General features: G+C 66.3%; 22 protein-coding genes. 5 read left to right on the top strand and 17 right to left on the bottom strand.

Annotated elements, in window-relative coordinates; translation table 11 throughout:
- Nucleotide 1 precedes the first annotated feature (1 nt).
- The 7 genes from FYM52_RS10755 to glmS all read right to left on the bottom strand — a co-directional run bounded on the left by FYM52_RS10755 (nt 2) and on the right by glmS (nt 10402).
- Entirely contained in the window at nt 2-1975 is a 1974-nt protein-coding gene (locus tag FYM52_RS10755; protein ID WP_154164085.1) for an ABC transporter permease, read from the bottom strand.
- Between the two features lie 23 nt (nt 1976-1998).
- Complete coding sequence (locus tag FYM52_RS10750) at nt 1999-3180, bottom strand: efflux RND transporter periplasmic adaptor subunit (RefSeq protein ID WP_154164084.1); 1182 nt, start codon at nt 3178-3180, stop codon at nt 1999-2001.
- Between the two features lie 115 nt (nt 3181-3295).
- Entirely contained in the window at nt 3296-3646 is a 351-nt protein-coding gene (locus FYM52_RS10745) for a DUF3325 domain-containing protein (RefSeq protein ID WP_154164083.1), read from the bottom strand.
- Complete coding sequence (locus FYM52_RS10740) at nt 3643-5340, bottom strand: PepSY domain-containing protein (RefSeq protein ID WP_154164082.1); 1698 nt, start codon at nt 5338-5340, stop codon at nt 3643-3645. The genes FYM52_RS10745 and FYM52_RS10740 overlap by 4 nt, the downstream gene beginning before the upstream one ends.
- Nucleotides 5341-5343: 3 nt before the next feature.
- On the bottom strand, nt 5344-5640 hold the full coding sequence (locus FYM52_RS10735) for a hypothetical protein (protein WP_238826177.1): 297 nt from the start codon (nt 5638-5640) through the stop codon (nt 5344-5346).
- A gap of 7 nt (nt 5641-5647) precedes the next feature.
- Entirely contained in the window at nt 5648-7882 is a 2235-nt protein-coding gene (locus FYM52_RS10730; RefSeq protein WP_154164081.1) for a TonB-dependent siderophore receptor, read from the bottom strand.
- Between the two features lie 621 nt (nt 7883-8503).
- A complete protein-coding gene (glmS, locus tag FYM52_RS10725) occupies nt 8504-10402 on the bottom strand; it encodes a glutamine--fructose-6-phosphate transaminase (isomerizing) (protein WP_154164080.1) in 1899 nt (632 codons plus the stop codon).
- A 133-nt stretch (nt 10403-10535) separates the two neighbouring features.
- Here glmS and FYM52_RS10720 point away from each other — a divergent pair, with 133 nt between their 5' ends.
- Nucleotides 10536-11051 (top strand): Lrp/AsnC family transcriptional regulator, encoded by a 516-nt coding sequence (locus FYM52_RS10720; protein ID WP_154164079.1) that lies wholly within the window; start codon nt 10536-10538, stop codon nt 11049-11051.
- Between the two features lie 47 nt (nt 11052-11098).
- Here the strand turns inward: FYM52_RS10720 and FYM52_RS10715 are convergent, their stop codons facing one another.
- Together FYM52_RS10715 and glmU are read right to left on the bottom strand one after the other, a co-directional pair.
- On the bottom strand, nt 11099-11878 hold the full coding sequence (locus tag FYM52_RS10715) for an ATP-binding protein (protein ID WP_154164078.1): 780 nt from the start codon (nt 11876-11878) through the stop codon (nt 11099-11101).
- A gap of 6 nt (nt 11879-11884) precedes the next feature.
- Complete coding sequence (gene glmU, locus FYM52_RS10710; RefSeq protein WP_154164077.1) at nt 11885-13324, bottom strand: bifunctional UDP-N-acetylglucosamine diphosphorylase/glucosamine-1-phosphate N-acetyltransferase GlmU; 1440 nt, start codon at nt 13322-13324, stop codon at nt 11885-11887.
- Between the two features lie 249 nt (nt 13325-13573).
- Between glmU and FYM52_RS10705 the strand changes: the two genes are divergently transcribed.
- A complete protein-coding gene (locus tag FYM52_RS10705) occupies nt 13574-14026 on the top strand; it encodes a bacteriohemerythrin (RefSeq protein WP_154164076.1) in 453 nt (150 codons plus the stop codon).
- Nucleotides 14027-14167: 141 nt separating this feature from the next.
- On the opposite strand, the gene tyrS is transcribed toward FYM52_RS10705, so the two are convergent.
- On the bottom strand, nt 14168-15400 hold the full coding sequence (gene tyrS / locus FYM52_RS10700; protein WP_154164075.1) for a tyrosine--tRNA ligase: 1233 nt from the start codon (nt 15398-15400) through the stop codon (nt 14168-14170).
- A gap of 185 nt (nt 15401-15585) precedes the next feature.
- On the opposite strand from tyrS, the gene FYM52_RS10695 reads away from it, so the two are divergent.
- Nucleotides 15586-16944, top strand: a complete 1359-nt coding sequence (locus tag FYM52_RS10695) for a peptidoglycan DD-metalloendopeptidase family protein (RefSeq protein WP_370513833.1) — start codon at nt 15586-15588, stop codon at nt 16942-16944.
- Between the two features lie 73 nt (nt 16945-17017).
- Nucleotides 17018-18148, top strand: a complete 1131-nt coding sequence (locus tag FYM52_RS10690; RefSeq protein ID WP_154164106.1) for an anhydro-N-acetylmuramic acid kinase — start codon at nt 17018-17020, stop codon at nt 18146-18148.
- A gap of 27 nt (nt 18149-18175) precedes the next feature.
- On the opposite strand, the gene mdtD is transcribed toward FYM52_RS10690, so the two are convergent.
- From mdtD to rplM, 4 genes are all read right to left on the bottom strand, one after another.
- A complete protein-coding gene (gene mdtD / locus FYM52_RS10685) occupies nt 18176-19567 on the bottom strand; it encodes a multidrug transporter subunit MdtD (protein WP_238826176.1) in 1392 nt (463 codons plus the stop codon).
- 155 nt (nt 19568-19722) lie between these two features.
- Nucleotides 19723-20088, bottom strand: coding sequence for an iron-sulfur cluster insertion protein ErpA (gene erpA, locus FYM52_RS10680; protein WP_042418472.1), 366 nt, complete (start codon nt 20086-20088; stop codon nt 19723-19725).
- A gap of 230 nt (nt 20089-20318) precedes the next feature.
- Nucleotides 20319-20711: a 30S ribosomal protein S9 gene (gene rpsI / locus FYM52_RS10675; protein WP_042418469.1), complete on the bottom strand. Its 393-nt coding sequence runs from the start codon at nt 20709-20711 to the stop codon at nt 20319-20321.
- A 10-nt stretch (nt 20712-20721) separates the two neighbouring features.
- Nucleotides 20722-21150 carry a 50S ribosomal protein L13 gene (gene rplM / locus FYM52_RS10670; protein ID WP_003059004.1) on the bottom strand — a complete coding sequence of 143 codons (429 nt, stop codon included), beginning with the start codon at nt 21148-21150 and terminating at the stop codon, nt 20722-20724.
- A 320-nt stretch (nt 21151-21470) separates the two neighbouring features.
- Here rplM and FYM52_RS10665 point away from each other — a divergent pair, with 320 nt between their 5' ends.
- A complete protein-coding gene (locus FYM52_RS10665; protein WP_154164072.1) occupies nt 21471-22373 on the top strand; it encodes a 23S rRNA (adenine(2030)-N(6))-methyltransferase RlmJ in 903 nt (300 codons plus the stop codon).
- 285 nt (nt 22374-22658) lie between these two features.
- Here the strand turns inward: FYM52_RS10665 and FYM52_RS10660 are convergent, their stop codons facing one another.
- The 3 genes from FYM52_RS10660 to FYM52_RS10650 all read right to left on the bottom strand — a co-directional run bounded on the left by FYM52_RS10660 (nt 22659) and on the right by FYM52_RS10650 (nt 25484).
- Nucleotides 22659-23303, bottom strand: coding sequence for a septal ring lytic transglycosylase RlpA family protein (locus FYM52_RS10660; RefSeq protein WP_238826175.1), 645 nt, complete (start codon nt 23301-23303; stop codon nt 22659-22661).
- 69 nt (nt 23304-23372) lie between these two features.
- Nucleotides 23373-24224 carry a methylenetetrahydrofolate reductase [NAD(P)H] gene (gene metF / locus FYM52_RS10655; RefSeq protein ID WP_154164071.1) on the bottom strand — a complete coding sequence of 284 codons (852 nt, stop codon included), beginning with the start codon at nt 24222-24224 and terminating at the stop codon, nt 23373-23375.
- An 87-nt stretch (nt 24225-24311) separates the two neighbouring features.
- Nucleotides 24312-25484 carry a TlyA family RNA methyltransferase gene (locus tag FYM52_RS10650; RefSeq protein WP_154164070.1) on the bottom strand — a complete coding sequence of 391 codons (1173 nt, stop codon included), beginning with the start codon at nt 25482-25484 and terminating at the stop codon, nt 24312-24314.
- Nucleotides 25485-25561 lie beyond the last annotated feature (77 nt).

The following is a 25561-nucleotide window of genomic DNA, read 5'->3' as shown; positions in this document are numbered from 1 at the left end:
CCTACTCTCCTGCCAAAGCCCGCACCGGATCCAGGCAGGCGGCCGTCTGCGCGGGCTTGTAGCCAAAGACCAGCCCGGTGATCACCGCACAGGCGAAGGCACCCAGCATGGCGCGCACGGAAAACACCACCGGCACCCCCACAGCGATCAGCACCGCCCCCAGCGCCAGCCCCACGACCAGACCGGCGCTGCCGCCGACCAGGGTCACCAGGCTGGCCTCCGTCAGGAACTGCCGCAGGATGTCGCGCTGGCGCGCCCCCACGGCCATGCGGATGCCGATTTCGCGCGTCCGCTCCTTCACAGTCATCAGCATCACATTCATCACGCCGATGCCGCCCACCACCAGCGAGACGGCGGCAATCAGGCCCAGCATCATGGCCATGCTCTGGCGGGTGGCGGCCTCCGCCTGGATGCGCGCAGCCGCATTGCCGATGCCAAAGTCTTCCCGCCCGCCATGGCGGGCGATCAGCAATTGCCGCATGGCGGCTTCTGCCGCGTGGACGTCCGCGGAAGACATGGCCTCCACCACCACATAGTCCGGCTGGGCCTGGCTTTGGTAGACCCGGGCGCGGCCTGCGTTGTAGGGGATGAACACCATGTCGTCATAGTCCTGCGCCCCAGACTCCGCGCCGCGCTCGCTCATCACCCCGATCACCTCAAATGCCGAAGTGCCGATGATGAGTTGCTGGCCCAAGGGATGGGGGGTATCGGGGAATAAATGCTGCCAAGCCTTGTGCCCCAGCACGACCAGCGGGGCCAGGTCGTGGTCTTCCGCGGCGGTGTAAAAGCGCCCTTGCGCCACCGACCAGTGGTGGACGGACGGCATCTCCTCGCTGGCCGCAAACACATAGAGCTGCTTGTCCACACTGCCGTACCGCACCGTCACCGGGTCACCGATCACGGGCAGCACGCGCCGAATCTCTGCCAGCTCGCGCACGGCCTGCAGGTCTTCCTCCGTCAACTGCCCTGCCGGCCCGCCTGTGGCCGGGGGCTTGCTGCCCATGTACAGGATGGCCGTGCCCATGGTGCCCATGCGCTCCATGACCTGGCGGCGTGCACCTTCACCAATCGCCAGCATCACGATCACCGAGGCCACGCCAATCACAATCCCCAGCAAGGTCAGGCTGGTGCGCACCCGGTTGATGATCATGCCACGCCAGGCGCTGCGTGCCGCTTCCCGCAGATCGGCCCACCAGACCGCCGGGGTCGCAGGCGTCCGTGCCAGTGCTGGGGGCAGTGCCAAGGCCGCTTCCCGGGGCGACGAAGCAGGCTCCCGGCTGTCGCTGACGATGCGGCAGTCGTGGATTTCAATCACCCGCCGTGCCTGGGCCGCCACCGCCCGGTCGTGCGTGATCAGCACGATCGTGTGCCCGGCATCGGCCAGTTCGTGCAGCAGCGCCATGACTTCGGCCCCGCTGTGGGAGTCCAGGGCCCCGGTGGGTTCATCGGCCAGGATGACATGCCCCCCATTCATCAGCGCGCGCGCAATCGATACCCGCTGCTGCTGTCCGCCCGACAGCTGGTGGGGCCGGTTGTGCCGCCGGGCCTCCAGCCCCAGCCGCGCCAGCAACTGCAGGGCCCGCTGCGCCCGTGCGTCCTGGTGCAGGCCGGCATAGATGGCCGGCATTTCCACGTTCTCCTGGGCGGTCTCGCTCGCAATCAGGTGGTAGCCCTGGAACACGAAGCCAAAGGCTTCGCGGCGCAGCCAGGCCAAGGCGTCCGCATCCAGCAGCCCGACATCCTGGCCTTGAAAGTGGTAACTGCCGTGGCTGGGGCGGTCCAGGCATCCCAAAATATTCATCAGCGTGGACTTGCCCGATCCCGAGCTGCCCACCACCGCCACAAACTCCCCAGTGTGAATCTCCAGGTCGATGCCATGCAGCACGGTCACTTGCGGCGGCCCACCACAGCCACCGCCGTAGTGCTTGCCAATGCCGCGCAGGGCAATCAAGGGCACCGTGTCGTCTGCGGCCATCGGCAGTGCTGCGGCGTCGGCACTCACCATTGCAGCCACCGCAGCCCGCCCGCGTTCACCGTTTCGCCCGTGACCACCGGCTCGCCCTCCTGCAGCCCCTGCGGCACGGCCACCCGGTGACGGCTGCGCACCCCGGTGTGCACCGTGCGCGGCTCTGGCTGTCCACGTGCATTCAGGACCCGCACCACCTGCTCGCCCTCCTGCGTCCCTGGCTGCACCGCCACCAGGGGCACGGTCAGCACCTGCTCGGCGCGGGCCGTGACAAAGACCACCTGGGCGGTCATCTGCGGCATCAGCTCGGCATCCAGGTTGTCCACGTCGAACAGCACCGTATAGGCCACCGCCTTGGTGGCCGGCGCTGGCGCGCCCGCCACGGCACCGGCCGCTGCCTGGCTGGCCGACGGCGCAGGCAAGACCTGGCGCACATGGCTGTGCCAGCGGCGCGGCTGATCCTGGCCCGCACTGCCCAGGGTGGTGAAGTACACCGGCATGCCTTGCTTCACCCGGCGCACATCGGCTTCCGACACGTCGGTCCAGACCGTCATCGCCGTCAGATCGGCAATCCGCAGGATATTGGGCGTCTGGTAGGTGGCATTGAGCGTCTGCCCTTCACGGGCCTCGACCGTCACCACGGTCCCGGCCATCGGGGCGTAGATGCGCGTATAGCCCAGGCGGGCTTCGTCGGCCTGCAGCGTGGCCTGCGTCTGCGCGATCTGTGCCTTCAGGTGCTCGACGCGCGCCGCCGCGCCCGCCAGTTGGGCCTGGGCCGACTGCACATCCTCTTCGCGCGTCGCGCCGTCCCGGGCCATCTGCTGCTGGCGGTCCCACTGCTGCTGGGCCAGCCGGTGCTGGGCCTGCTGCTCCGCCAATTGCGCGCGCAGACCTGCCAGCGAGGCCCGCCCGGCATCCACGGTGGCGCGCTGCACGCTGGGATCGATCTCGACCAGCAAGGCGCCCTTTTCGACCGTGGCGCCCGGGGCCACCAGCAAGCGCGTGATCTGCCCCGACACCTGCGCCCCGACATCCACATAGCGGCGCGGCTGCAAGGTGCCAATCGCCGTCACCGTGGCCTCCACATCGCCGCGCACCGCCGGCTCTGTCTGGTACGTCGTGCTGGGCCGGCTGGCCGCCCACAACACGCACCCAGCGCCCACCACAACCACCAAGGCCGTCACGGCCCAACGCTTCATTCCACCAAGCTGCATCAAAGCGGCACTTTCAAGAAAAATTGATCGGCTCGCGCCGTGGACCAGTCCACGCGGCCGCCACAGGCCGTCGCCCGCCTTGCATCAAGGCCTGCCAAATCGGCCACGGCGCCCCTCACAGCCACGCCAGGACGCAGCCCGCCGCCCCCAGCAACGCAGCGGTCGCGCCGGCACGCACCGTCCAGGGCGGCGACCACGACATCCCACCCGCCGTCAGCAGCGCCCCCAGGGACCAAAACCCGAGGGCGGCCACCGTGCTGACCGAAGCCCCCCAGCCGAGCACACAGGGCACCCAGACGCTGGTGAGCAGCAGCAGGCCCCCACCCCGCAGCAGCACACACAGCGGCAGCGGAATCTCGTCCTGTCCGGACCACTGCGGGTAGTGGCGGTCCATGGCACATGCCAGCGCCGCCATGCCGCCCAAGGCCAGCAGCCCTGCAATCACCGAGGCTTGCCACATGCTCATACGCCCGACTCCGGCTGTGCGATGGATCCGGTGGCCTTGCGGGCCACCGAGACGCTGCGTCTGGATTGCGCCGCAGGGGCACGGTGCAACCGGCGCACGACGGCGGCGGCCGCGATACCGGTCGCCAGCACAAACAGCTCGACACCGGCACTTTCCCAATCCCCGTCCCGGAAGTGGGCGGCCAGGTGGTCACCCGTGGTCATGAAGTTCAGCACGGGCAGCCCCAGGCACAGCAGCGCCAGAGCGCCGAGCTGTTCGCGCCAGGCCGCAGCCGGTGGACGCGCCCAGGCATGCAGCACGGCCAGCGCCCACAGGCCGAAGAACACCGCCAGCTCCCAGTCATCCCGGTGGGACAACCCCAGGGGGACCAGGCGGTTGGCCCACAGGAAGCCGATACAGGCCACCGCCAAGCCGGCCACCGCCGCCACATTGAGCCCTTCGATCAGGCGATAGACCGCCGCGGTCGCGCTGCCGAACTCGCCCAGGTGCTTGGCCCGGCGCTTGACCACGAACAAGATCGCCCCCGTGGCCATCATGGCGCTGCCGGCCAGGCCGCAGACGAAGTAGACCCACTTGAGCGCCAGCCCCCCGAAGGTCACCATGTGCAGGCCGCCCAGCACGGACTGCACCAGTGACGGCGTGCCACCATCCACCTCGCCCGGCTGGCGCACCTGCAGCACGTCCCCCGTGGCGGCCGAGAACATGGCCATGCCGCTGGTCGGACTGAGGCGCTGGCGTGTGCCGTCGGCGTCGTTCCAGCCATAGACACCGACCCGCGCAGCCGCATCACCGGGGTGGTCGATGACCACCGCGCGCACGGGCTGCCCCATCAAGGCCTGCCCGCGCAGCACCAAAGGCTCCAGTTCCGGCACCGCCATGGCGTGCCCTGTGCGCTGGGGCTTGCCTGGCTCGTTGAGGGCGGCCAGAAAAGTGCGCGTGCCTTCCTGGCCGGCACCAAAGTACGCCGCTATGCCGGCCGGCATGAAGGTCAGGCCGGAGAGGGCGATCCCGGTATAGGCAATCATCAGCTGGAAGGGCAGCGTCAGCACCGCCACGGCATTGTGGGCATCCAGCCAGCTGCGCTGCCCTTTGCCGGGGCGAAAGGTGAAGAAGTCCTTGAAGATGCGCCGGTGCGTGATCACGCCGCTGACCAGGGCCACCAGCATCGCCAGGGCTGCCACCCCGACGATCCACAACCCCACCCGGCCGGCGTGCAGTTCGTAGTGGAAGTTGACAAAGTGGTGCCCCCCCAGGGTCTGGCGCAGTGGCGGGTGGCTGGACTCTGGCAAGGGGGCGCCGGTGCGCGGGTCCAGTTGGGCGGCCACGTACTGGCCTTGGGCATCCAGCCAGTACACGCGCAGCTCGCCCGCGCCGCGGGCATCGGCAGGCCACAGTTCCCACATGCCGGCCCCGGGGTGCTGCTGCGCCATATAGGCCAGGCCCCGCGCCAGGCGCTGGTGCAGGGTGCCCGTCGGTTCGGCCTCGCTGTCGGAGACTTGCGCTGCCGCTTCTTCGGCATGGTGCTCCGGGGTCATCCAGTGGGTGATGGGCTCGGCAAAGACCGCCAAGGTGCCGGTCAGAAAGATGGCAAACAGCAGCCAAGAGCACCACAGGCCACACCAGGTGTGCAGCCAGGCCTGTGCCTGCCGCCATCCGCCTTGCGCCGCACCGCTACGAGGGAGAGGTTGCTGCATCGCTCACCCCCCCAGCTGCGACAGCCACGCGGCCGCCAGCAACAGGCCCAGGGTGGCCGCCGCAAAGACGCCCACCACCCGGGCCAGCGCCACCGGGGAGAACGCCCAGATCATGGCAGCCACGTACACCAGCCAGCCGGTCTGCTCGCCCGCCAGGATGCCGTCCACGCGCGCGGCATCCCACGCCCCCCACAGCACCGCCCAGGCACTGGCCAGGGCATAGCCCCCCAGGACCGCCACCAGGGCACGCCACGTCCAACCCACGCCCGACTGGCGGGTCCTTGCTTGACTCATGTCCATGCCCCGCTCAGAAACGTCCCTTGAGGGTCACGGTCACCGTGCGCTTTTCGCCATAGAAATTGCCATAGCCGGCGTAGCCCACGGTGCTGTAGTAGGTCTTGTCGAACAGGTTGCCCACGTTCATGGCGATGCTCCAGTCCGGGTTGACGGCATAGCCCAGGCGTGCGGACCAGACGGCGTGGCCCGGCGATGTGAACTGGTACGGCGTCCACGCGCCGTCATAGCGCCCCGTCCCCGGGTTGTAGGCATTGATGCCGCTGGCGCGGAAATGCGCACTCTGCGCCACCACCCCCGCGCCCATGCTCCAGCCGCGCCATGCGCCCCCCAGGCGGTAGTCGGCCCAGGCCTTGAACAGATGGCGCGGCGTGACCGTGCTGAACTGGGCATCGCCCTGGCGCTTGTCTTCGTTGTGGTTGAAGGTGTAGCCCACGGCCACCTGCAGATTGGGGGTGACGCGGCCGGTCAGCTCCAAGTCGATGCCTTGGCTCAACTGGTAGCCATCGCGGAAATAGCAGCAGCCCCCGCGCCAGTCGGTCTGTGGGTAAGCGGGGTCGACCACTGCCTGCCCCTTCTTCTCGGTTCGGAAAAGGGCAGCACTGGCGATCAGGTCCTTGGTCCACTCGCCTTTGATCCCCAGCTCATAGGTGCGCCCCCGCACCGGGTCCAGCGGTGTGCCCGGCAAGGGTGCCGAGAACTTGCCGGCCTGCGACTGGTAAATCTCTGCCGTGCTGGCATACAGACTGATGGTCTTCGACAGGTCATAGACCACGCCAGCGTAGGGCACGAACACATGGCTTTCACGGCTTTGCGCATTCAGCGCGCCATCCATGCCATGCTGCGTGTTACGGTCCTGCAGCGTGTAACGCCCGCCCAGCACCACCGCCCAGTCCTGCACGGGCCGCAGGCGCAGCGAGCCATACAGCCCCGACTTCTGGTTGCGCGTTTGCGAACCACTGGTCCAGTTGCCCAGGGGGTAGCCCGGGTCCGCGGGTGGCGTGCGGTCAAAGATGTCGGCGGGGCCGATTCTGGGCCACAGACTGCGCACCACATCGTTGGTGCGCTGCATGTCCCAGCCCACGATCACGTCATGGCGCCGGCCCCAGGCGTCGAACCCGCCCTGCAGGTGCATGTCCAGGCTGGTTTCCCGTGCGCGGGACTGGTTTTGGTGGATCCACCAGTCGGTCCCCTGCAGGGTGACGGGGTCGGGGGTCCCTTCAATTTCCGCCGCGTTCACGCCTTCCTCAAAGCGCGTGTGCCGCAGCTGCGCCTTGAGTTGCCAAGCGTTGGAGAGCTGGTGCTCCAGCTTGGCAAACACGGTCTTGTTCTCGCGCGCAATCCAGTTCCAGGGGGCGCCCATGTTGGTGTCGCGCGGCAGGCCGATGTCACTGCCGTTGGCATAGCGCGGCAGGCTGGCATTGAAGCCCGTGTTGCGGTCTTTCTGGTAGCTGCCGCCCAGCATCAGCAGCGTGTCGGTGCCCACATCCAGCTCCAGCACGCCATACAGCATCTGCCGCTTCAGGCGCGAGGGATCGGCCATTTCGCTGCGGTCATGGTGGACCGCCACAAAACGCCCACGCAAACTGCCCTCGGCATTCAGGGCCCCGGTGCCATCGATTTCGGCACGGTAGTTGTTGAGCGTGCCGCCCGACATCAGCACCTGCGTCTGCCGCTGGGCCAGCGCGCGCTTGTAGGTGAAGTTGATCACGCCGCCGGCTTCGCCCGCGCCAAACAGCCCGTCCGCGCCGCGCAGCAGGCTCACGCTGTCGAACTGCGCCATGTCCAGGCTGCGGCTGCCCGAACGGGTAGAGCCCGCTGCACCGCCGTCATAGCGGATGTTGGTGATCTGCAGCCCGCGCGACAGGTAGGTGGTATCGAGCCAGGTCTCCTCGCGCGTCACCCCGGTCGTCTGCTGCATCACATCGTCCAGCGTGCGCAGCGCTTGGTCATCCATGCGCTGGCGGGTCACCAGCGTGACGGACTGGGGAATTTCGCGCAGCGTTTGCGCCGCCTTACCGACCTCCACCGCCTTGGGCACGTACGAGTCCCGGGCCTCGCTGTACACGCTGGGGGCCGATTGCTCGGTCACCGTCACCTCGCCCAGAACAGCGGCATCGCCAGCCGGCGGTGCACTTTGCGCCCAGCTGGACTCGGCAAAGACAAACAACAACGCAGCGGCCAGAGCACAGGCATGCAGGCGGCCTGGTACAGCGTGGCGGCGGGACTGGAGAGAACGAGCGGACATGAGCGACTCAAATACGGAAACCACGGAAGACCCGATGGAAACCGCACAGCGCGCTCAACCACGGGCAACAAGAAGTGCTGTGGCTAGAACGGAAAACCGTGGGCTGGCAGCTAATGCAACCAAGAATAATTCTCAGTTCCAAAGTGGATTGTAAAGCTTGTACAAATTTTTGGAACTTTTTTGGAGCAAAAGAAACACAGGACGTCACTTCGCGTCGTGGGACGGCTGCCATGCAGGCAGGCACATCCGCTCCTGGTCCACCGGGGCCTTGTGTCTCTGCCGATGGCACAAGGCAGTACACGGCCGTCCGCATCACGGTGGCTTCTTCACCCCAAAGAAAAAGCGCCCCGATGGAGCGCTTGATCTCGCAGCACTGGCCAGCAGCCCTCGAATCACCACATGGTGTCACCGAGCCAGCTGCCATTTGCTGGCAGCTTGGCAACACGCCTTGATCGCCGCCACCAGCCAGCCACCCCGCGCTGGCGAAGGCCCCTCGCCCTGGCGCAGCCTCCCACGCCACGGGCAGGCAGGCGACGCCGTATGTGGCACCGGCTTGCTGACCGCGCAGCTTCCGGTGGACACACCACGAGGACCTCCCACACCACGTGACCGCAGCGCCGCTTACTCGACCGTCACGCTCTTGGCCAGGTTGCGGGGCTTGTCCACATCGGTACCGCGCGCCACGGCCGTGTGGTAGGCCAGCAGTTGCAGCGGCACCACGTGCAGGATGGGGCTGAGGGCGCCGTAGTTCTCCGGCATGCGGATCACGTGCAGGCCTTCGGCGTTGTCGATGTTGGTCTTGGCATCGGCCAGCACATACAGCACACCGCCGCGCGCGCGCACTTCCTGCATGTTGCTCTTGAGCTTTTCCAGCAGCTCGTCGTTGGGCGCCACAGTCACCACCGGCATGGAACTGTCGACCAGCGCCAGCGGACCGTGCTTGAGTTCCCCAGCGGGATAGGCCTCGGCGTGGATGTAAGTGATCTCCTTGAGCTTGAGCGCCCCTTCCAGCGCGATCGGATAGTGCATGCCACGCCCCAGGAACAGCGCGTTCTGGTGCTTGGCAAAGTTCTCGGCCCAGCTGACCACCTGGGGCTCCAGCGCCAGCACCGACTGCAGGGCCACGGGCAGGTGGCGCATCGCCGTCAGGTACTCCTGCTCCTTGGCCTCGGTCAGCTTGCCCTTGGACTGGGCCAGCGCCAGGGTCAGCAGGAACAGGCCGGCCAGCTGCGTGGTGAAGGCCTTGGTCGACGCCACACCGATTTCCACGCCGGCCCGCGTGATGTAGGCCAGTTTGCACTCGCGCACCATGGCGCTGGTGGCCACGTTGCAGATGGTCAGCGTGTGCGCCATGCCCAGGCTCTGCGCATGGCGCAGGGCGGCCAGGGTGTCCGCCGTTTCGCCCGACTGGCTGATGGTGACCACCAGGGTCCGGGGATTGGGCACGCTGGTGCGGTAGCGGTATTCGCTGGCCACTTCCACGTTGCAGGGAATGCCGGCGATGCCTTCCAGCCAGTACTTGGCGGTGCAGCCGCTGTAATAGCTGGTGCCACAGGCCAGGATCAGGACGTTGTCGATCTCCTGGAACACCCGCCAGGCCGCCGTGCCATCGGCGCCGTCAAACAGCTCGGGGGCGATGTTGACGATGCCTTCCAGCGTGTCGCCAATCGCGCGCGGCTGCTCGAAGATTTCCTTTTGCATGTAGTGGCGGTAAGGGCCCAGCTCCACGGCACCGCTGTGCGCGTGCACGGTCTTGACCGGGCGCTGCTCGGGCAGCACGGCATGGCCACTCTTGTTGCTGATCCAGTAGCGGCCGGGCTGCAGGTCCACCAGGTCGCCCTCTTCCAGATAGACGATCTGGTCGGTCACGCCGGCCACGGCCATGGCGTCGCTGGCCAGGAAGAATTCGCTGTTGTCCTGACCCACGCCCAACACCAGGGGCGAGCCCGCACGCCCGCCGACCACGCGGTGCGGCTCGTCCTTGTGCATCACGGCAATCGCATAGGCGCCATGCAGCTGGGCGCGCGCCGCCTTCACAGCCTCGAACAGATCGCCGTCGTACAGGCTGTCCACCAGGTGGCAGACCACCTCGGTGTCGGTCTGGCTGGCAAAGATGTAGCCCTTGGCCTGCAGGTCGGCACGCAGCGCCTCGTAGTTCTCGATGATGCCGTTGTGCACCAGCGCCACCCGCGCGGGCTTGCCGCCGTCCACGGTTTCGCCCGGGCCATAGCTGAAATGCGGGTGGGCGTTGCGCACGGCCGGTTCACCGTGCGTGGCCCAGCGGGTGTGGGCGATCCCGGTCAGGCCCTGCAGGTCGTCGGTGGTGACCTGCTCCAGCAGCTCGGCCACGCGCGCCGTGCTGCGGGCGCGCTGCAGGCCCTGGCTGATGGGGCTGCCGGCCACCATGCGGTGCACGGCCACGCCGCACGAGTCATAGCCGCGGTACTCCAGGCGCTGCAAGCCTTGCACCAGCAGAGGAACGATGTTGCGCGTAGAAACGGCGCCGACGATGCCACACATAGGCGGAACTCCGAAAGGGTTGGAAGGTGGACCGATGCTAAAAGCATCGCCACAAAACTTATGATCTATTTTTCACAGTTTCAGAAATTAAATTTCATCAAAAATCATTCAAGAAATTTAATTCCAATTTTCAATGAAATATGAAATTCAAACACCTGATGGCAGCCTGGACCTGACCGATCTGCAGTTGCTGGACCTGCTGCAGCGCGACGCGGGGCAAAGCAATCTGCGCCTGGCCGAGCTGCTGCACATCTCGCCCCCGACCTGCCTGCGCCGGGTGCGCCGCCTGCATGCGCTGGGGCTGATCGAGCGCCAGGTCGCCATCGTGCGCCCTGAGGTGCTGGCCCCGCTGGTCGGCCACGGGCTGCAGGCCCTGATTGAGGTGACGCTGGAGCGCCAGCACGCCGAAGCGCTGCAGGCATTCGAGGCCCTGGCCGTGGCCGAGGATGGGGTGCAGCAGTGCTGGCGCGTCTCGCCCGGGCCTGATTTCGTGCTGGTCGTCGCCTGCCGCGACATGCCGGCCTACCTGGCGCTGTCGCAGCGGCTGTTCACCGCCCAGGGCAATGTGCGCAATGTGAAGAGCTTCTTTGCCACCCGGCGGGCCAAGTTCAGCCCGCACCTGCCGCCGCTGGCGCCACAAAACCCATAGCTGCCTGCGCAGGCAACAAGCGCGTCACAACCACTTTCGGCACAAATTCAGAGTGCGCCCGGCCAATCGATGCACACGGTGCAGCCGGCCTGCGGCTGGGCCTCGATGGCCAGCCGCGCCCCATGGCGCTGCGCCACGGTCTGCACCAGGGCCAGGCCACAGCCGACCCCGGGAAATTCTGCGTCCCGGTGCATGCGCTGGAACAGCTCCCCCAGGTGCTGGGCACGCTGGCGGTCAAAGCCCACGCCATGGTCCTGCACCTGCAGGCGCCACCAGCCATCGTCCAGGGGCTGGGCGCTGAGACGGACCACGGGCTGCGCCTGGCGGGCCGAGAACTTGACCGCGTTGTGCAGCACCGCCTCGGTCAGGGCCTGCAGCGCCGCGGCGTCGGCCATCACGGGCACCGGGGCCTCGGGCAGCGACCACTGCACCTGCGGGTGCGTCGCCTGCCAGCGCTGCGCCACATGCCGGGCCACCACGCCCCAGTCGATCAGGCCCAGGGCCAAGGGCGCCCGCGCCGCGTGCGAGACCTGGGCCATGCCGTCCAGCATGGCCGACATCTTGCGCGCCGACTGCTCCATGGTGGTGGTGAACTCGCGCGCATCGGCCACGGCGTCGGCGGCCTGGGGCGCAGCCGCCGCCAGTTCCTCCACCGATTCGCGCAGCAGCGGGGCGAACGACAGCACATGCCGCAGCGGCGCACGCAGATCGTGCGCCACGGCACGCATCCAGGCCTCGTGCGCGCCCTGCAACTGCGCCAGCTCTTGCTGCTGGCGCGCAATCACGGCCTGGGCCTCCTCCAGGGTCGACGGCAACACGGGGTGCATGGCGCCTCAGGCCTTGGGCTGCTTGGTGGGGCGCTGCCAGTTGGCAATCGACACCTGCTTGCCGCGCGCCACGTTCAGGGTGCCGGGCGGGGTGTTCTTGGTGATGGTCGAGCCACCGCCCACGGTGCCACCCGCGCCCAGGGTCACCGGCGCCACCAGCACGCAGTTGCTGCCCACGTGCACATCGGCCTCGATCACGGTGCGGTGCTTGTTGACGCCGTCGTAGTTGGCGGTGATGCTGCCGGCGCCGTAGTTCACGCGCTCACCCACCGTGGCATCGCCCAGGTAGGCCAGGTGGTTGGCCTTGGCGCCGTCGGCCAGGGTCGAGTTCTTGACCTCGACAAAGTTGCCGATGTGCACCTCGCGGCCCAGCTCGGCGCCGGGGCGCAGGCGGGCAAACGGGCCGACCAACGCCCCCTCGCCCACGCTAGCACCCAGCTTCTCGCCGTCGATGTGGGTGAAGGGGTGGATCACCGCGCCGGCGGCGATCTGGGCATTGCTGATGTGGCAGTAGGCACCAATGCGCACGCCCTCGCCCACCTCCACCCGGCCGGTGAAGATGCAGCCCACGTCGATCTCCACATCCTGACCGCAGCGCAACTGCGCCGGCGTGCCGCGCACGTCGTCGCGCAGGTCCAGGCGCGCCGGGTCGGCCAGGCGCACGCCCTGCTCCATCAGGGCATGGGCTGCGCGCAGTTGATGGGCACGCTCCAGCTCGGCCAGTTGCAAGGGGCTGTTCACGCCGGCGACCTGCACCGCGTCGGTGATGCGGTGTGCCACCACCTCCACCCCGTCGGCCACGGCCATGGCGACGATGTCGGTCAGGTAGTACTCGGCCTGGGCGTTGTGGTTGTTCAACTGGCCCAGCCACTGCGCCAGGCGCTGGGCCGGCACGGCCATGATGCCGCTGTAGACCTCGGTGATGGCACGCTCGGCCTCGCTGGCGTCCTTTTGCTCCACGATGCGCTGCACCGTGCCGGCGGCATTGCGCACGATGCGGCCATAGCCCGTGGGGTTGTCCAGCGACACCGTCAGCAGCGCCATGCGCTGGCCCGCAGCGGCGTCGACCAGCGCGGCCAGCGTGTCGGCCTGGGTCAGCGGCACGTCGCCCGACAGGATGACGACCATGCCGTCGCGCGCCAGCACCGGCACGGCCTGCTGCACGGCGTGGCCCGTGCCCAGCTGAGGTTCCTGGCGCACGAACTTCAGGTCCAAATGACTGTCAGCCCGCGCTGCGCCGGTGATGACTGCTTCCACTTCTGCAGCGCCATGGCCCGTCACCACCACGGCCGAGCGCGCCTGCAACTGCTGCGCCGTGTCCAGCACGTGCTGCAGCAAGGCCCGCCCCGCCAGCTTTTGCAGCACCTTGGGGGTGCGGCTTTTCATGCGGGTGCCTTTGCCGGCAGCCATGACGACGATATCCAGGGGGAGTGCATTCAGGGACATGGGACGCAATCAACTCACAGTGAAGCCAGACCAGCGCTGGCGATGGTCTTCGATTATCACGCGCCCGGCCGCCGCGACCGTCCCGTGGGACGCAGCCCACACCGCGCCGCCCGGCGTTTGATGTCCGTCAGACAGACGCTGCGCCAGCGCCCTGCCCCCATTGGAAGGCGCCGGCACTTTATGCATCCTGGGCAGGCGTTGTGCGCCGCAGGGCCACCCCACCCCATGTTTCACCGATTCGGAGAGCCCATGACCTTCATGCCGTGGTCCAGCGACTTGATGCTGGGCATCCCCCATGTTGACGACCAGCACCAGCACCTGGTGGCGCTGATCAACGCCCTGCACGACGAACTCGACAACCCCATCCCGGACCGCGCGGTGGTCGGCGAGGTGCTGGAGGGCCTGGTCGAGTACACGCACAACCACTTCATCGAGGAAGAGGTCATGTTCCAGCGCTACGGCTACCCGCAGGCGACGGCGCACACGGCCGAGCATGGCCAGTTCACCACCCAGGCCATGCACTGGCTGCTGCGTTTCGAGGCCGGGGAAGAGGTGGACCTGAAGGCCATGGCCTTTCTCAAGCACTGGCTGCTACACCACATCCTGCTGGAGGACCGCGCCTACGTGCCCTTTTTGCAGGCGGCCATCGCCCAGGCGGGTGCACCGGGCGCTATCACCAGCGAAGCACCCAGCGTTTGCTGAACGGCACTTTCCAAGGCCAAAGACCTTGAACACCTTTTTCAGCCAGCGCCAACCGCTCCTGGTTTTGAAAAAAACAAGGCGGCACCTGCTTCCAGATACCGCCTTCTGCCGCACACCCGGGGCCCCAGGGCGCCCCGCGCATCACGCCAGCGTCACACGCGCGAACTTGCGCTTCCCCACCTGCACCACGAAGGTGCCGGCGTCCAGCTTCAGGCCGCGGTCGCTGACCACGTTGCCATCCACGCGCACGCCGCCGCCATCGATCAGGCGGTTGGCTTCGCTGGTCGAGGGCGCCAGGTTGGCCTGCTTGAGCAAAGCGCCGATGCCCAGGGGCGCGCCGGACAGGCTCAGCTCGGGGATGTCGTCGGGAATGCCACCCTTGGAGCGGTTGATGAAATCCTGCTCGGCCGCATCGGCCGCCGCCGCGCTGTGGAAGCGCGTGGTGATTTCCTTGGCCAGGGCCACCTTGGCGTGCTTGGGGTTGCCGCCAGCGGCAATCTCGGCCTTCAGCTGGGCGATGTGTTCCAGGCTCTGGAAGGACAGCAGGGTGTACCAGTCCCACATCAGGTCGTCCGAGATCGACAGCACCTTGGCGAACATGGTGTTGGCATCCTCGGTGATACCGATGTAGTTGTTCTTGGACTTGGACATCTTGTGCACGCCGTCCAGGCCCACCAGCAGCGGCATGGTGAGCACGCACTGCTGCGCCTGCCCATATTCAGCCTGCAGATGGCGCCCCATCATCAGGTTGAACTTCTGGTCCGTACCGCCCAGTTCCAGGTCGGCCTGCAGCGCCACCGAGTCATAGCCTTGCAGCAGCGGGTACAGGAACTCGTGCAGGCTGATGGAGCTGCCTTCGGTGAAGCGCGTGTGGAAGTCGTTGCGCTCCATCATGCGGGCCACGGTGTACTTGGCTGACAGCTGGATCATGCCGCGCGCGCCCAGCTGGTCACACCATTCGCTGTTGTAGCGCACCTCGGTCTTGGCCGGGTCCAGCACCTTGGCGGCCTGGGTGTAATAGGTCTCGGCGTTCACCTTGATCTGCTCGGCCGTCAGCGGCGGGCGGGTGGAGTTGCGGCCCGAGGGGTCGCCGATCAGCGTGGTGAAGTCGCCGATCAGAAAGATCACCTGGTGGCCCAGATCTTGCAGCTGGCGCATCTTATTCAGCACCACCGTATGCCCCAGATGAATGTCCGGCGCCGTAGGATCCAGCCCCAACTTGATGCGCAAAGGCACGCCCGTGGCCTCCGAACGCGCCAGTTTCTGTGCCCATTCCTCCTGGGGCAGCAGCTCATCCACACCACGCAACGTGACTTCAAGCGCTTGTCTTACAGCCTCGGTGACCGGGTATGTTGTAACAGCATTTTGATTCATAAGGGTTTTTTCCAGCACGGGGGGTATTGCCCCCGCTATACTTCGGGCTCGATTGCAGTGACGAATTCTAGTCGGCCGGCCATTGGCATACAGCGCAATGGCAACTATGCTGACAGAAAGCGTATCCCGTCACTCACATGGTCGTTTGTCTTCTCAGGGTACGCGCCACTTCCGGGAACCATGTTTTGAATAACAGCCTAGTTTCTGCCGGCAGTGCTTTGCTTGCACAGCTGGCCCGGTCCATTCAGCGACACCCCAAGCGACTCACCGCAGCCATCGCCGCCCTCATGCTCAGCGCAGGCGGCGGCGCGTTTGCTGTGGCCTCGCTGGGTCCAGACCCCGCTGAACTGCCGGTTCGCACACTCACGCAGACCGTCCCCTCGTTGGTGGAAGGCAGTACGTTGGCGGACCTGACGGACCTCAACGATTTCTCGCTCTATCGCACCGACTACACCCGCGCCAGCGACACCGCCGAGTCCTTGCTGCAGCGCCTGGGCATTGCCGATCCGGGCGCCTCCGCCTTCCTGCGCAGCAATGAGCTGGCCCGCCAGCACCTGTTCAGCCGCAATGGCCGCCTGGTCTCCGCCGAAGCCAGCAACGACCACCAGTTGCGCAAGCTGACCGTGCGCTGGATCCAGGACGAAACCAGCCAGAACTTCGAGCGCCTGGTGCTGGAGCGCGATGCCAACGGCAAGTTCAGCGCCACCGTGTCCAGCGCACCACTGACCACCAGCACCCGCTTGGCGGGTGGCACCATCCACAGCAGCCTGTTCGCCGCGACCGATGCCGCCGGCCTGCCCGATGCCGTGGCCGTGCAGATCGCCGACATCTTTGAAGAGGTCAATTTCCACCGCTTGCACAAGGGTGACCGCTTCTCCGTCATCTACGAAACCCTGGAAGCCGACGGCGAATTCCTGCGCTCGGGCCGCGTGCTGGCCGCAGAATTCCACAACCGCGACAAGCTGTACCAGGCCATGTGGTTCCAGGAGCCCGGCAAGCGTGGCTCCTACTACGCCATGGACGGCTCCAGCTTGCGCCGCGCCTACCTGAGCTCCCCCGTGGAGTTCTCGCGCGTCAGCAGCGGCTTTGCCATGCGCATGCACCCCATCCACAACACCTGGCGCAAGCACCTGGGGACGGACTTTGCCGCCGCCACCGGCACCAAGGTACGTACCGTGGGCGACGGCGTGGTTGAGTTTGCAGGCTGGCAAAACGGTTTTGGCAATGTGGTGTTCATCAAGCACAGCAACAGCAGCCATGTCACCGTCTACGCCCACCTGAGCCGCATTGACGTCAAGAAGGGGCAGCCCGTGGAACAAGGCCAGTCGATTGGCGCAGTGGGCGCGACAGGCTGGGCCACCGGTCCGCACCTGCACTTCGAGTTCCGTGTCAACGGCGTCCACCAGGATCCCCAGACCGTGATCGCCAAGAGCGAAGCGAACGAAATTTCCGCCAAGGTGCGCCAGCAGTTCAAGCAGCACGCCGAATTCATGCACATGCAACTGGCTTCTGCCGAGCAGATCCGTCAAGCCAGCGCACAATAAGCCGCTGCGCGCAGTGACTCCCCAGGGCCTCCAGCGTGAGGCCCTTTTCTTTTCCCGAATGCAGCGTATGACGATGCCTGAACACTTTATTGGCCTGATGTCGGGCACCTCCCTCGACGGTGTCGATGGCGTGCTGGTGCGCTGGCAGGCGGACCAGCCATTGCAGGTCCTGGCCTACGCCAGCCAGCCTTTCCCAACCCCTTTGCGCCAGGAGCTGCTGGCCTTGAACAGCCCCGACGGCCTCAACGAGCTGCACCGTGCCGCCCTGGCCGGCAACGCGGTCAGCCGCGCCTATGCCGTGGTGGTGCAGCAGCTGTTGCAGCAGGCCGACCTGCCCCCCAGCGCGATCCGGGCGATTGGTGCCCACGGCCAGACCGTGCGCCACCAGCCCCAGCTGCACGACGGCACGGGCTACACCCTGCAACTGCAAAACCCCGCGCTGCTGGCCGAAGCCACGGGCATCACCGTGGTCGCCGACCTGCGCAGCCGCGATGTGGCGGCCGCCGGCCAGGGGGCGCCCCTGGTCCCGGCCTTTCACCAGGGCGTCTTCGCCGATGCGCAGGCCACCACGGTGGTGCTCAACATCGGCGGGATTGCCAACCTCAGCATCCTGCCGCCCAGCACCCAGGCCGATGCGGCCATCATTGGCTTTGACTGCGGCCCCGGCAACGCGCTGATGGACTGGTGGTGCCTGCAGCACACGGGCGCGGCCTATGACGACCAGGGCCGCTGGGCCGCCGGCGGTCAGGTGCACCCGGCCTTGCTGCAGCAGTTGCTGGCCGAACCTTTTCTGCAGCAACCGCCCCCCAAGAGCACCGGGCGCGACCTGTTTAACCCGCACTGGCTGCAGGCGCAGCTGCAGCGCGTGGCCGTCGAGATCCCGGCCCAGGATGTCCAGGCCACGTTGACCGCGCTGACCGCCCACAGCTGTGCCGATGCGGTGCGGCGCCACGCGGGGGCCCGCGGCCGCTTGCTGGTCTGCGGGGGCGGCGCATTGAATACCGAGCTGATGCGCCAGCTGCAGGCCCTGCTGCCGGCGTACACCGTCACCAGCACCGCCGCCCAGGGACTCCCCCCGCTGCAGGTGGAGGCTGCGGCCTTCGCTTGGTTGGCACGCCAGTGCCTGCAAGGCCTGCCGGGCAACCTGCCGACGGTCACCGGTGCCAAGGGGCCCCGGATTCTGGGCGCGATCTACCCCGCCTGAGCGGCACCGCGCGGGTGCGGGACCGTCTCAGCCCTCGGGGCGGTCGGGCGTGGGCGTGATGCGCTCGTCCGCATCCAGCTGGCTGAAGACCAGCGTGGCCGCCAACGTCATCGCCCCCACCGTGACGAAGGTGGCCTGCAAGGCCAGCAGCTTGTAACCCTCGCGGGCCTGCCACAGGTCGGCATAGCTGGCCAGCACCGCGCCCGCCACGGCCACACCCATGCTCATAGCCAGCATCTGCACCATGGACAACAGGCTGTTGCCGCTGCTGGCGGACTCGCCGGTCATGTCCTTGAGCGTGACCGAGTTCATGGCCGAGAACTGCATGGAGTTGATGCCACCGAAGATGAACAGCTGCAACAGGATCAACCACATCGGCTGCCCCGGATGTATCCAGCCCAGGCAGGCAATCATCAGCCCCAGCAGCAACGAATTCACCTGCAGCACACGCTTGTAGCCATGGCGCAGCACCGTGCGCACGGCCATGCGCTTGACCAGCATGCTGCCGATGACCATGGCCAGCATCATGCTGCCGGCATGGAACGGCGACAGACCCAGCCCCACCTGCAGCATCAGCGGCACCAGGAATGGCGCCGCGCCACTGCCCAGGCGCGCGAACAGATTGCCCATCAGGCCGACGCGCAGCGAGCGCACCTGGAACAGCGCCGGCGCAAACAGCGGCGTGGGCGTGCGCAGCGCATGCAGCCAGTAGGCCGCCAGGCTGGCCATGCCGAAGACCAGCAGCACCGTCACCAGCGCGCGCCCCATGCCGATGCCCGACAAGCCATCCAGGGCCAGCGACACCCCGACCATGCCCGTGGCCAGCAGGCTGAAGCCCACCCCGTCAAACGGCCGAGGCGGCTGTGCATCCGACTTGGGCATCCAGCGCCAGGCCGCCCAGATGCCGACCACCCCGACGGGCACATTGATCCAGAAAATCCAGTGCCAGGAGGCATATTCCACCAGCCAGCCGCCCAGGGCGGGGCCCAGCAGCGGCCCCACCTGCCCCGGGATGGCGATGAAACTCATGGCCCGGATGAAGGCATCGCGCGGATAGGCCCGCAGCACCGCCAGCCGCCCGACCGGCAGCATCATGGCGCCGCCCACCCCCTGCACCACGCGCGCCACCACCAGGAACTGCAGCGACGGAGCCAACGCGCACAGCACCGAGCCCAGCACGAACAAGGCCATGGCGGCGGTGTAGATGCGGCGCGTGCCAAACCGGTCCGCCACCCAGCCCGTGGCCGGGATCAGCATGGCCGTGGTCAGGGCATACGCCACGATCACCGACTGCATCTGCAGCGGACTTTCCCCCAGCGATGCGGCCATGCTGGGCAGGGCCGTGTTCAGGATGGTGGCATCCAGCGTCTGCATGAAAAAGCCGACCGCGACCAGCCACAACAGGCGTTCACTTGCCATGGAAGAAGTGGGGGGGACTGCGTTCATGGATAAAAAGATGAGCTGACTTCGCAGGCTGGATCAGGGCAAAACCCCAATTTGAATACAAAAAAGCCGCTGGAGGCAGCGGCTTCTTGGAAGGAGAGCGCGAATCCTGCAGATCCGCCACCTCGGGATCAGACCGAGAAGCTGGAACCGCAGCCGCAGGTGGTGCTGGCGTTGGGGTTCTTGATCACGAACTGCGCGCCCTGCAGGTCTTCCTTGTAGTCGATCTCAGCACCGATCAGGTACTGGTAGCTCATGGCATCGATCAGCAGCGACACGCCATTCTTGGTCATGGTGGTGTCGTCGTCGTTGGTGATCTCATCGAAGGTGAAACCATACTGGAAGCCGGAGCAACCACCGCCCTGCACAAAGACACGCAGCTTCAGATCGGGATTGCCTTCTTCCGCGATCAGATCCGCCACCTTGGCAGCCGCGCTGTCGGTGAAAACGATGGGATCAGGCATGTCTGTGACTTGTTGTTCGGCAACGGCGCTCATGGGGATACTCCGAGTGGTCTCTGAAATCGGCTCGAATGGTACTGCAATCCGCTCGGGAATTCGGTCCCCGGCGCGTTTGACGGCAGTGGCAGTGGGGGCATTGCCCAGACCCACTGTTGCCAGCGGACCACGGGACGTCATCCCACAAAAAAGCCGCCCGACCCGAAGGCCCAGCGGCTTTTTTGTGGCAAGGCCGTTCCGAAGAACAGCCTGCCGAGGTCTGAAACGAATTAACGCTTCGAGAACTGCTTGGCGCGACGTGCACCACGCAGACCGACCTTCTTACGCTCGACTTCACGGGCGTCGCGAGTCACGAAGCCGGCTTGGCTCAGTGCTGGCTTCAGGGCCGCGTCGTAGTCGATCAGGGCACGTGTGATGCCGTGGCGGGCAGCGCCAGCCTGACCGGATTCGCCGCCGCCGTGGACGTTGATCTGGATGTCGAATGCTTCGACGTTACCAGTCAGCACCAGAGGCTGCTTCGCAATCATGATGGAGGTTTCGCGGCCGAAGTACTGTTGAATGTCTTTGCCATTCACAGTGATCTTGCCGGAGCCCTTCTTCAGGAATACACGAGCGACGCTAGACTTGCGACGGCCGGTACCGTTGTTCCAATCACCAATCATTCAAGTCTCCTTAGATTTCCAGAGCCTTAGGCTGCTGTGCGGTATGGGGGTGCTCAGCACCGCCGTACACCTTCAGCTTCTTGATCATGGCGTAGCCCAGGGGACCCTTGGGCAGCATGCCCTTGACGGCCTTTTCCAGAGCGCGGCCAGGGAACTTAGCCTGCAGGTCGCGGAAGTTGGTGGCAGTGATGCCGCCGGGGAAACCGGAGTGACGGTAGTACACCTTGTCCAGGTTCTTGGTGCCAGTGACCTTGAGCTTGGAGGCGTTGATGATGACGATGTAGTCGCCGGTGTCAACGTGAGGTGTGTAGATGGCCTTGTGCTTGCCGCGCAGACGGAGTGCCACTTCGCTGGCGACACGTCCGAGCACCTTATCGGTGGCGTCAATCACAAACCACTCGTGTTGCACCTCAGCGGGCTTTGCGCTGAATGTAGACATGAGATTGCTCTTTCTAGAGGGTTTGGCGGATCCTTTTCCGCGGTCGGTGCTTCTTCTTGACTCCATCGCTGGAACAGGAAGCCTCTTAGGCGGGGACTGCCTGGGATCGCTCCCAAACACTTCGCCGCGGGACCCATAAAATCGCTGCGAAGCCCGCCATTATACAAAATAGCGTCCAATACGGCCATGCACCTTTGTCGGCATGTGGATTTAGGCACACGCGCACGAATCCCCAGACACTGGACCCCATCCCTGCGGCCCCGGGCCGCCTGCCCCGCTGCAGCCCGGCTGCCGCACTGCCAAGCAAAGAATTACGACCTATGTTCAGCTACCGCCACGGCTTTCACGCCGGCAACCACGCCGACGTCCTCAAGCACACCGTCCTGATCGCCGCCCTGCAGCACATGGCCCAGAAGGACACGGCCATCAGCGTGATCGACACGCACGCCGGCGCCGGCCTGTACCGCCTGGACGGCGACTTCGCCAGCACCAGCGGCGAGGCCAAGGACGGCATCGCCCGCCTGATCGACGTGCCCGAAGCACAGCTGACACCAGCCCTGCGCGCCTATGTGCAGACCGTGCGCAGCGTGAACCAGGGCAAGGGCGTGAAGACCTACCCCGGCTCGCCCTTCATCACCCACAGCCTGCTGCGCCCGCAGGACAAGCTGCGCCTGTTCGAGCTGCACCCGACCGACTGGCGCGCGCTGGACGGCAACATGGCACAGCTGGATGCCGGCAAGCAGGTGGAAGTACTGATGGAGGACGGCTTCACCGGCGTCAAGCGCTTCCTGCCCCCGCCCTCGCGCCGCGGCTTTCTGCTGTGCGACCCCAGCTACGAGATGAAGACCGACTACGGCCGCGTGATCAGCATGATCGAAGACGCGTTGGTGCGCTTTGCCACCGGCACCTACGCGGTCTGGTACCCCATCATCCCGCGCCAGGATGCGCACGACCTGCCCAAGCGCCTGAAGACCATCGCCACCAAGGCCGGCAAGGGCTGGCTGCACGCCACACTCACGGTCAAGGGCAGCAAGCTGCGCAGCGAGGTGAACGACTGGGGCAACACCACCGAGGCCAAGCGCCCCGGCCTGCCCGCCAGCGGCATGTTCCTGATCAACCCGCCGTTCACGCTGCGCGCGGCGCTGAAGGAAGCCCTGCCGCAGATGCAGCAACTGCTGGCCCAGGACAAGAACGCCACGCACACCCTGGAATACGGTGAGTAAACACGAACCAGGCGCGGCAAGGCCCCGGGGAGGTGCCCCCAGGCCGCGCCGCAGCAGGGCCACGGCCTGGCCAGGCACGCCGCACGGCAAGCGCAATAAGCGCGGCGAATCCTCTCGGACCGACTGCATGGCAGGTCCCAACGCTGCATAAAAAAGGAGCTGTCAGCGCTGTCTTTTCAAGGATTTCAGGACCCAAAGACCATGAAATCCAAGAATGACAAGCGCTGACAGCTCCTTTTTTTCACCCACGCCCGGGCGGCACGCTGGACGCGCCGGTGATCCCCCTCAGTTGTTGGCCGCCAGCAGCGCCTCGGGGCAGCTGTCCTGGCCGTCGTCCAGCTTGTAGATTTCCACGGTCTTCACACCCTTACCCAGCATGCCGAGCTCCTCGGCCGCGGCCTTGCTCAGGTCGATCACGCGGTTCTTGGCGAACGGGCCCCGGTCGTTCACGCGCACCACCACGGCCTGGCCGGTGCTCTTGCTGCGCACGCACAGCTGGGTGCCGAATTCGTAGGTGGGGTGGGCTGCGGTCAGCTCGTACTGGTTGAAGCGCTCGCCGTTGGCCGTCTTGCGGCCATGGAAGCCCGGGCCGTACCAGGAGGCAATGCCCTGCTGATCCACCTCGGGCAGCTCCAGGTCGTACAGGCTTTGCTGCACGGCCTTGGCGGGATCGCCCAGGCGATCGGGACGCAGCGCAGGCGGCGCCATGCGGGCCAGGGCTTCAGAGCCGGTGCGGCCGCTGGCGCGCGGTGCGGTGCTGGTGACGGAAGGGACACTGACCGAAGCCGCCTCGGTGGCCGGGGGCAGCGGTGCGCAGGCGCTGAGCAGCGAGGCCAGCAGCACGGAAGCCGCATGCCAGGCGCTGCGGCGCAGCGAAAACTTCAGATACACATTGGCGGTGGCAGCAGGCTGGCACGCAAGTGCGGACATGGTCTAACCCTTCTCACGGTGAGCGCTCAAAAAGCCGCACCACAGGGTCAGGGTCACGCACAAGCCGGTTTACAGGCCCAAACGGTCACACAGCTCCAAAGTGGCAGCGCTCTGGTTCATCGTATAAAAGTGCAAGCCGGGTGCGCCTTGGTCGCGCAGCTGCTCGCACAAGCGAGTGACCACGTCCAGACCGAAGGCCCGGATGGAGGTCACGTCGTCCCCGTAGGCCTGCAGGCGCAGGCGGATCCAGCGGGGAATCTCAGCGCCTGTCGCATCGGAAAAGCGCATGAGTTGGGAGGAATTGGTGATCGGCATGATACCCGGAACCACCGGAGCCGACACGCCAAGTGCTTGAATCCCCTCGACAAAACGAAAATAAGCGTCCGCATTGTAGAAATATTGGGTGATTCCGGAGTTGGCGCCGGCCTGGATTTTTGTAGCAAAAGCTTTCAGGTCCGCCTCGGGCGAGCGGGCCTGGGGGTGGGTCTCGGGGTAGGCCGCCACCTCGATGTGGAACCAGTCGCCGAACTCGCGGCGGATGAAGGCCACCAGGTCGCTGGCGTAGTGGAATTCACCGCCCAGGCCATAGCCGCTGGGCAGGTCGCCGCGCAGCGCCACGATGCGCCGCACCCCCATGTCCTGGAGCTGCTGCAGCTCCGCGCGCACCTTGTCGCTGGTCGCGCCGATGCAGGAAAAGTGCGAAGCCGCCTGCATGCCTTCGGCCTGGATGTCGCGCACCATGCTGAAGGTGCCGGCCTGCGTGGAGCCACCCGCGCCATAGGTTACCGAGCAGAACTCGGGCTTGCGCGCGTACAGGTCCTGGCGCACCTGCACATGCTTGGCCGCGCCTTCGGGCGTCTTGGTGGGAAAAAACTCGAAGCTGATGGGGAAGCTGCTGGGGTTTGCGTTTACCACGTTCATCTCTCCTCGCCTGCCCTCCCGGCAGGCTGTTGGCGGTCTGGGGTCACGGCCAGGGGCCTGCAGTCATGCGGCCCCCGGGTTCCACCGTCAGTATTTCTTGGTGTTCTTGCGCTTGGGCCGGGCCGGGCCGGGGACGTTGTAGCCGTCTTCCTCGTCGTCGATCACGTCGATGCGCTTGAGCTCGCGCAGCACCGTGCGCGACACGCGCTTGGCGGCCGGCGCGGCGGGCTGATCGGGCAGGGGCTCGCCCAGGTCCTTGATGGTCTGGCCTTGCACCGCATGGATGAAGAACTCACGGTTGCCGTCGCCACCTTCGATGGCGGATTCCATCCAGGCCTTGACCTCCAGACCCAGCTCGGTCAGGCAGGTGCGCACGCGCTCTTCCACTTCCTGGAAGTGGGCCGGCTCGCGCACGATGCCGCCCTTGCCGATCTGGCCAGGCTGCAGTTCGAACTGGGGCTTGACCAGCATCAGCAACTGGCCGTGCGGCTTGAGCAGGCGCACCACGGCGGGCAGCACCAGGGTCAGCGAAATGAAGGACACATCGCCGGTGACGAAGTCGAACAGGGGCGTGGTGTCCACCTCGGCGTATTCCGCCTTGCGGCGGCGCTCGGTCGGCACGGTGCCCTCTTCGCGCGCCTTGGCCTTGGCCGCGCGCTCGGCCTTGAAGGCCTCGATGTCGCTGTCCTTGGCGTCATTGCTGTCGTCGTAGTCCTCGTCGACCTGGCCGCCGTTGCGCATCCAGGCGTAGGGCGCCTTGGGCTGGGTGTCGTTGTCTTCTTCCTCTTCCCAGCGCTCGGAGATCACTTCTTCGCAGGCGTCTTGCAGCACCTCGGCGGTCATGGCGCGGGCGTTCATGCCCTCCACGCAGACCACGCGCACATCGGCGCGCAGGCGCTCGTGCAGCTGGCCGTGACCCACGTCCACGCCGATCACCTGGGCCGCACCGCGCTGCAGCAAGCAGTCGGTGAAGCCGCCGGTGCTCTGGCCCACGTCCAGGCAGCGCAGGCCGTCGACCTTCAGGCCGGTGGCCTCCAGCGCGCCTTCGAGCTTCAGGCCGCCGCGCGAGATGTACTTGGCCTCGGCGTTGTCGAGCAGCTTGAGCTCGACGCCCGCGGGAATGTCGTCACCGTTCTTGGCAACCTTCTTCCACGGGGCCAGTGGCGTCAGGCGCCATTCCACGCCCGAAGCGATCAGGCGCTGCGCTTGGGAGCGGGTGGTGGCGTAGCCGTGGTCCACCAAAAATACATCTGCGCGCATAGCGTCTTTCCTTTAATACTCAAACAGGCCCCGAGCGCACATCCAGTCTGCACATGCAGCTATCAAAAATGGATATG

Source organism: Comamonas sp. CAH-2 (assembly GCF_009668305.1).
GTDB lineage: Bacteria > Pseudomonadota > Gammaproteobacteria > Burkholderiales > Burkholderiaceae_C > Comamonas > Comamonas aquatica.
This window is presented reverse-complemented; position numbering and strand designations above follow the sequence as displayed.